Annotated in this window: 7 protein-coding genes; 3 read left to right on the top strand and 4 right to left on the bottom strand. The window is 71.3% G+C overall.

Going from position 1 to position 6,620, the window contains the following annotated elements:
* The first annotated feature begins 206 nt into the window (after positions 1 to 206).
* On the top strand, positions 207 to 1,082 hold the full coding sequence (locus FF100_RS33455; RefSeq protein WP_139040340.1) for an AraC family transcriptional regulator: 876 nt from the start codon (positions 207 to 209) through the stop codon (positions 1,080 to 1,082).
* A gap of 119 nt (positions 1,083 to 1,201) precedes the next feature.
* On the opposite strand, the gene FF100_RS33460 is transcribed toward FF100_RS33455, so the two are convergent.
* Complete coding sequence (locus FF100_RS33460) at positions 1,202 to 1,897, bottom strand: TetR/AcrR family transcriptional regulator (protein WP_171070437.1); 696 nt, start codon at positions 1,895 to 1,897, stop codon at positions 1,202 to 1,204.
* 20 nt (positions 1,898 to 1,917) lie between these two features.
* Between FF100_RS33460 and FF100_RS33465 the strand changes: the two genes are divergently transcribed.
* Positions 1,918 to 2,676: a GDSL-type esterase/lipase family protein gene (locus FF100_RS33465; protein WP_171070438.1), complete on the top strand. Its 759-nt coding sequence runs from the start codon at positions 1,918 to 1,920 to the stop codon at positions 2,674 to 2,676.
* A gap of 150 nt (positions 2,677 to 2,826) precedes the next feature.
* On the opposite strand, the gene FF100_RS33470 is transcribed toward FF100_RS33465, so the two are convergent.
* Together FF100_RS33470 and FF100_RS33475 are read right to left on the bottom strand one after the other, a co-directional pair.
* Entirely contained in the window at positions 2,827 to 3,783 is a 957-nt protein-coding gene (locus FF100_RS33470) for a DMT family transporter (RefSeq protein WP_139040343.1), read from the bottom strand.
* A gap of 102 nt (positions 3,784 to 3,885) precedes the next feature.
* Entirely contained in the window at positions 3,886 to 4,116 is a 231-nt protein-coding gene (locus FF100_RS33475; protein WP_139040344.1) for a DUF1127 domain-containing protein, read from the bottom strand.
* A 124-nt stretch (positions 4,117 to 4,240) separates the two neighbouring features.
* Here FF100_RS33475 and gcvA point away from each other — a divergent pair, with 124 nt between their 5' ends.
* A complete protein-coding gene (gcvA, locus tag FF100_RS33480; protein ID WP_139040345.1) occupies positions 4,241 to 5,167 on the top strand; it encodes a transcriptional regulator GcvA in 927 nt (308 codons plus the stop codon).
* A 345-nt stretch (positions 5,168 to 5,512) separates the two neighbouring features.
* On the opposite strand, the gene FF100_RS33485 is transcribed toward gcvA, so the two are convergent.
* Complete coding sequence (locus FF100_RS33485) at positions 5,513 to 6,409, bottom strand: LysR family transcriptional regulator (RefSeq protein ID WP_139040346.1); 897 nt, start codon at positions 6,407 to 6,409, stop codon at positions 5,513 to 5,515.
* Positions 6,410 to 6,620: the final 211 nt, after the last annotated feature.

The raw sequence follows: 6,620 nt of genomic DNA on the forward strand, positions 1-6,620 counted from the left end.
ATCACCGCTGACATCGAAGAACAAGGCGGATTGCGCTCCGCCTCATCCTGAATGCTCGGCGGTCAGGGATCCCGGGTTCCGCTGCGCGGCCCCGGGATGACGCGGAGGGTGTCAGGGCCGTCGAGAAGAGCGGGCAGGGTCCGGCCGAGGCTGCCCCCAGCAAGACCGGTCAGGACGCCCCGGCCTCCCGCCGTCATGATGGCGGCATGGATCGACCGCCCGCCCCCGACCGCCTTGCCGGCACCCTCGCCTGGATCGAGGAGCATCTCGACGCGCCCGTGACGCTGGCCCGCCTCGCCGACCGGGCCGGGCTGTCGCCCTACCACTTCTCGCGCCTGTTCACCGCCCGGATGGGGCTCGGGCCGATGGCGCATGTCCGCGCCCGTCGGCTGGTGCGGGCGGCACGGCGCCTCGTCGCGGAGCCGGACCTCAGGCTCGTCGACCTCGCCCTCGAATCCGGCTTCGACTCGCAGGAAGCCTTCACCCGCGCCTTCGGACGCCGCTTCGGCGTCACGCCCGGCCGCTTCCGCAGCGGCCTCTCGCCCCTCCCCCCGGACGGAGACCTTCCCATGCCGACCTCTGCCGAGACCTTCCACGCCGTCGCCCGCCTGCCCGACCTCGTGACGCTGGACGCCTTCACGGTCGCCGGCCCGACGCGGCGCTTCGATCAGGCGACCACGTCCACCATCCCGGCGCTCTGGTCCACCATGATCCGGGGCCTGCCGTTCGTCGACGGGCAGGTGCCGAGCTGGGCGACCTACGGCGTCGTCTGGAGCATCGACCCGCAGGAGGGGAGCTTCGACTACATGGCGGGCGTGGGCGTGCGGCCGGAGGGAGGCCTGCCCGCCGGCTTCGTGCGCAAGACGATCCCGGCCGCGACCTACGCGGTCTTCCGCATCACCCTGGACGGGACGGGCCTGCACCCGCAGATGAAGCGCGCCACGGCGAAGATCTGGGGCGAGATGATCCCAGCCTTGGGCCTGGCTGTGGCCGACAGCCCGGATTTCGAGCGCTACGACGGCCGCTTCGCCCCCGACCGGCCGGGCACCGTGATCGACATGCACGTGCCCGTCGTCATGTGATGACGCGTTCGACGTCGCTCGGGGTCAATCGCACGGGGACCGCCTTCAGCCCACACGGAACCCTGGCGAGTCAGGAGAGGCAGGCCGTTGCGAGTGAGGCCGTGTGAAGGCCGCCTCCGTCACCGCGATCCGCGGCCAGCATCCAGCGGCACCAGGGCCAAACGCGCAATCCGCTCGAGGTCGTCTGCGGACGCGCCGTCGCGAGCTTGCACCGACATGCCTTGCAACGTGGCGGCGTACAAGCCAGCCAGCGCGTCCGTGTCAGCGATCGGCGGCAATTCCCCGCTCTCCCGGCCACGGTCAAGCCGTGCCTTGATCGCTGCGCGCGTCGCGACGCGCCTCGCCGCCATCCTGGCGGCGATCTCTCGATGCTCGCTGGCACAACTCAGAACACCCAGCGAAATGAAGCAACCGCCCGAACGATCGCCGTCCACGTAGCTGGCCGCAGCCGCCATCAGCAGATCGTGAATCGCCTGATAGGCTGTCGGCGATCGATCCAGTGCCTGCGCCGCGAACGCAGCCTCTGTTCGCTGATAGAGCGCGACCGCCTCTTCGAAAAGCGCTTCCTTGCTGGGAAAAACACCGTAGAGGCTCGTCGCGGACACACCGATTGCATCGGTCAAATGGGCGATCGACGTCCCTTCATACCCGTGTCGCTTGAACAGTCTCAGCGCCGTCGCGACCGCTTGGTCGCGATCGAACTGGCGCGGCCGGCCGCGCCCCTTCCGCAAGGGCTTCGTGGTCTCTTTCACAGCGATCGCTACAATATTCCATTGACCCGCCGCCGGCAATGGAGCCAATTTCGTATCGATCACTGCATAATAGGTGCCGCCCGATGCCCCGCCGTGCCGCCCTGACCCTCGCCGCGTTCGTTTCCACCGCTCTGGGAACAGCCGTCGCCCATGCGGATCACCGCCGCATCCTGATCTACGGCGACAGCAACACATGGGGGTACGAAGCGCGCAGCGACGGCGGCCCGACGCGGCGCCTTCCGCCCGACCGACGATGGACGGGCCTCGTTCAGCAGGCGCTTGGCCCTGATGACGTCCTGATCGAGGACGGCCTGAATCTTCGCACCACCGACCTCGATGGCGAGGATTGGCCCGGAAGCGTCATCCGCCCCGACACCATCAATGGCGCCAGGCACCTGCCGGCCTCGATCGCCGCGAACATGCCGGTCGATCTCGTGGTCATCATGCTGGGCACCAACGATCTCCAGGCGCGATACCGGCGATCTGCGACGGACATTGCCAAGGCTGCCGTTGGCCTGGCGCAGATCGTCCAGTCATCGGCGGGCGGGATCGGCACGGCCTATCCGGCGCCCAAGGTGCTGCTGGTCTCACCGGTCGAGATGGCAGCCGTACCGATCGAGGAATGGGGCAAGCGCTATGCGGGCGGCCAAGACAGGTCGGCCGGTTTCGCCGCCGCTTTCAGGGATGCCGCCCGCAAAGCCGGCATCCCCGCCTTCGACGCCGCCGCGGCGATCGGCGGAGCCGCGCACGGCATCGATGGAATTCACCTGTCGGAAGCCGATCATCGCAAATTGGCTGGCGGCCTTGCGCCCGCCATCCGCGAGGCTCTCGGGGAGCCCTGAGCATCGCTCCGACGGTGGTGTCGGCCAGTGGCAGAGCAGCTCCGGTTCGGCGGCGACGATGTCTTCCGCTCCATCCGGAGTTGCGCCACGCAGTTCCACGTGCGGCCGCGCCGCGTTCGGGCACCGTAACCCGGACCGATGGTCGTCGGATCAGAGGTCCGGACGCTCCGACGGGGCGGCTCCGGGTCTCGGCATCGCGAACCTCCACCGCAGCAGCCGCCCGTCGATCGCCACCAGCCCCGCCCCGATCAGCGCCATGCCGAGGAGCTGGCGCGGCACCACCGGCTCGCCGAGGACCAGGGCGCCCAGCAGCAGCGCCGAGACCGGGATCAGGAAGGTGACGAGCATCAGGTTGGTCGCCCCGGCGCTCGCCAGCAGGCGGAAGAAGATCACGTAGGCGAGCGCGGTCGAGAGCGCGGCGAGGCCGAGCACCGCCGCCAGGGCCGCGATCGGCGGCGGGGCGAGCATCCAGGGCCGGTCGACCGCGAGGGCGATGGGCGCGAGCAGCAGGGTCGCGGCGGTGACCTGGCCGGCGGCGGCCGGGAGCGGCGGGATGCCCATGCGCTTGAACCGGCGTCCGTAGATCCCCGCGAAGGCGTAGGACAGCGCGGCGAGCAGCACCGCGCCCTGCGCCAGCGCCTCGCCCCCGAGCCCGGCGAGGACCGACGGCCCGACCATCACGGCGACGCCGCCCAAGCCGGCCAGCACCCCGGCGAGACGGTTGCCCGTCAGGCGCTCGTCGTCGGTGAGGACATGCGCCACCAGCACCCCGAACACCGGCGTGGTCGCGTTGAGGATCGCCGCGAGGCCGGAGGCGATGTGGGTCTGGCCCCAGGCGATGAGGCAGAACGGCACCGCGTTGTTGAGGAAGGCCGCGCCCAGGAAGGCGAGCCAGACCGAGGCGCCCCGCGGCACCGGGATGCCCCGCACCCGCAGCACCAGGGCGAGGATGAGGGCGGCGAGGCCGACGCGACAGGTCACCAGGGTGAGGGGCGGCAGCGCCCGCAGGGCGACGCCAATGAAGAAGAACGAGCCGCCCCACAGCAACGAGAGACCGAGGAGCAGGCCCCATTCGGACGGGGTCATCGGGCGGTTGGCGGGCGGCATCGGGCTCTCCGGGAAGGACGCCGCACCATCACCCGGGGGCAGGCCGGCGGCATCCCGTTCCTTGCGGCGCAATCGGCCGGTCGCGGATCCGTCGATCGCGGATCAGTCGATCCAGAACGGCTTCTCCGCCTCGCGCAGGGCATCGGCCCGCGACAGGCCGACATCCTTGAGCAGGCTGTCGGGGCAGCGCAGCAGGGCGCGGCGCTCGCGCCGGCGGTCGGCCCACAATTCGAGCCGTTCGATCAGCGAGACGGGGTTGCGCCGACGCGGCGCCGTGAGGTGGATGGTGGGAACGAGGCGCAGGTTTCCTCGGCCAGCGACGAGACTCGTCATGGCTCTCTCCGGGGGATAGCGGGTCGGTGTAGGGAGAGATTGCCTTCCGCGGGCCTGGAGAGCAAACCAGATCGCCTCAGCCGTCGCCTCAGGAAATCTGGGCCACGCCGATCCGGGACACGCCATGGCTCTCGACCGGGGACCCCGCCGCCGCCTGCCGCCGCTCAACGCTGTGCGGGCCTTCGAGGCGGCCTCCCGCCACGCCACCTTCCACGAGGCCGGGGACGAGCTCGGGGTCAGCGCCGGCGCGGTGGCGCAGCAGGTGAAGATCCTGGAAAGCTGGTTCGGCCTCCCCCTGTTCCGCCGCCTGCCGAGCCGCGGCGTCGCCCTCACGCCGGCGGGCCAGCGCTTCGCGGTGGCGGCCGGCGAGATGCTGGACGGGCTCGCCGAGGCTTCCGCCCGGCTGCGGCGCCAGGGCCAGGACCACGTGCTGACGATCAGCACCACGCATTCCTTCGCCAGCCTGTGGCTGATCCCCCGCATGGCGAGCTTCCGGGCGCTGTATCCCGATCTCGACGTGCGGGTGGTCGCCAACAACCGCCTGGTGGATTTCGCCCGCGACGACGCCGACCTGGCGATCCGGCACGGGCGCGGGCGCTATCCGGGGCTGCGCTCCGACCTCCTGATGCACGACGTGGTGTTCCCGGTCTGCAGCCCGGCCTTGCGCGACGGCGAGCCGCCGTTGCGCAAGGCCCAGGACCTCGCCCGCCACACCCTGCTGCACGACGACGACCCGATCGACCTCGAGGCGGTGGGCTGGCCGCAATGGCTCGCCGCGGCGGGCGTCGCCGGGGTCGATGCCTCCCGGGGACCCCGCTTCACCCACACCTTCATGGTGCTGCAGGTCGCCACCGCCGGCGGCGGGGTCGGGCTCGCGACCCGGGTGCTCGGGGGCGACCTCGTCTCCGGCACCGGGCTGGTGCGGCCGTTCCCCGACGAGGTGGCGAGCCCCTACAGCTTCTTCCTCGTCACCCCGACCGAGACCGACGCCCCGAAGGTGGCGCGCTTCCGCGACTGGATCACCGCGCAGGCGGCGGAATGGGGGCGGTGAGAAGCGCCGATCCCGGCGAGGGGCCGGCCGGCGCCCCGCGATCCCCGGACCACGCGACGCCGCGCCCCTCGCCGAGCAGGATCCAGGCGCCGGGATCGGAAGCGGGCCGGCGCGGCCGGAGGCCCAGGAGGGTGGCGACGAGCCGCGAGAACCAGGACGACATGAAGCAACGCGACTCCGCGAGGACCGGGCGCGACCGGCGCGCTCCGTTGAGGCGAGCATCGTGCCAGAGCCCGGCCGCGGCCTCCATGATCGGGCGTCCCGTTTTCTTGACCCAGCGTTGCTCCCGGGACATCCACCCACGATGCCTGGTCGATCGCCTCGCGATGCAGGGATCGACTTGGCTCACGCCCGCACCACTGCGTGAGCCGCGAGAAAATCGACGAAGCAGCGGATGCGCGAGGACAGCCGCTCGTGCCCGGCATAGAGCGCGTGGATGTCCTCGGCGTCGCCGGGGCTGAAATCCTCGAGCACCGGCACGAGGCGGCCGGCGGCGATGTCCGCATCGACGTGGAAGCGCGCGAGCCGGGCGAGGCCGGCGCCGCCGAGCGCCATCCGGCGCACCACCTCGCCGGAATTGCCGAAGAAGTTGCCGTGCACCGGCCGCTGCACCACCGCCCCGTCGATCCGGAAGGGCCAGGTGTCGAGGGAGCGGCGGAAGCTGAACGTGAGGCAGTTGTGCCCCGGCAGCGCGTCCGGATGCGCCGGCATGCCGGACCGTGCGAGATAGGCCGGGGCCGCGACGACCGCGAGGCGGCTGCGGCCGAGGCGCTTCGCCCGCAGGCTCATGTCGCGCAACGGCCCGATGCGGATCGCCACGTCGGCCCGGGCCTCGACGAGGTCGACCACGTCGTCGGTGAGCGCGAGATCGACCCGCATCCGCGGCTGCTGGCTCAGGAAGAGCGGCAGCACCGGCAGGATCATCCGCTGGCCGAACGGCACCGAGGCGTTGACCCGGAGCAGCCCGCTCGGCTGGGCCGCGTCGCGGCCGAGCCCGTCCTCGATCGCCTCGAACTCGGCGATCAGCTCGCTCGCCCGGGCGAGGTAGAGCTCGCCCTCCGGGGTCAGGGTCATCGCCCGGGTCGTGCGCCGGATCAGCCCGACGCCGAGGCGCGCCTCCAGCCGCGCCACCGCCCGGCTCACCGCCGAGGGCGTGCGCCGCAACGCCTTGGCGGCGGCCGCGAAACTGCCCCGGCGCGCCACCTGCACGAAGGCCTCCATCTCGCCCAGCCGGTTGTCCATCCCGCGCCCATTGTTGCGTCCGATGCACGATCATCGTGCCGGCCGGCGCGCTGGTCATCAATCGCCGTCATGGTCATGTCAGGGTCTTAGAGCCTGTTTGACTGATTGAGCCAGTCGCGCGTTGTCGTTGGCAGGAGGAGCCGATGTGGACGCAGGCGGATCGCGATCTCTACAAGGACGACGGCCGTCGCTATCCGAGTGACCTGACGGA

The sequence above is a fragment of the Methylobacterium terricola genome (assembly GCF_006151805.1).
Lineage (GTDB): Bacteria > Pseudomonadota > Alphaproteobacteria > Rhizobiales > Beijerinckiaceae > Methylobacterium > Methylobacterium terricola.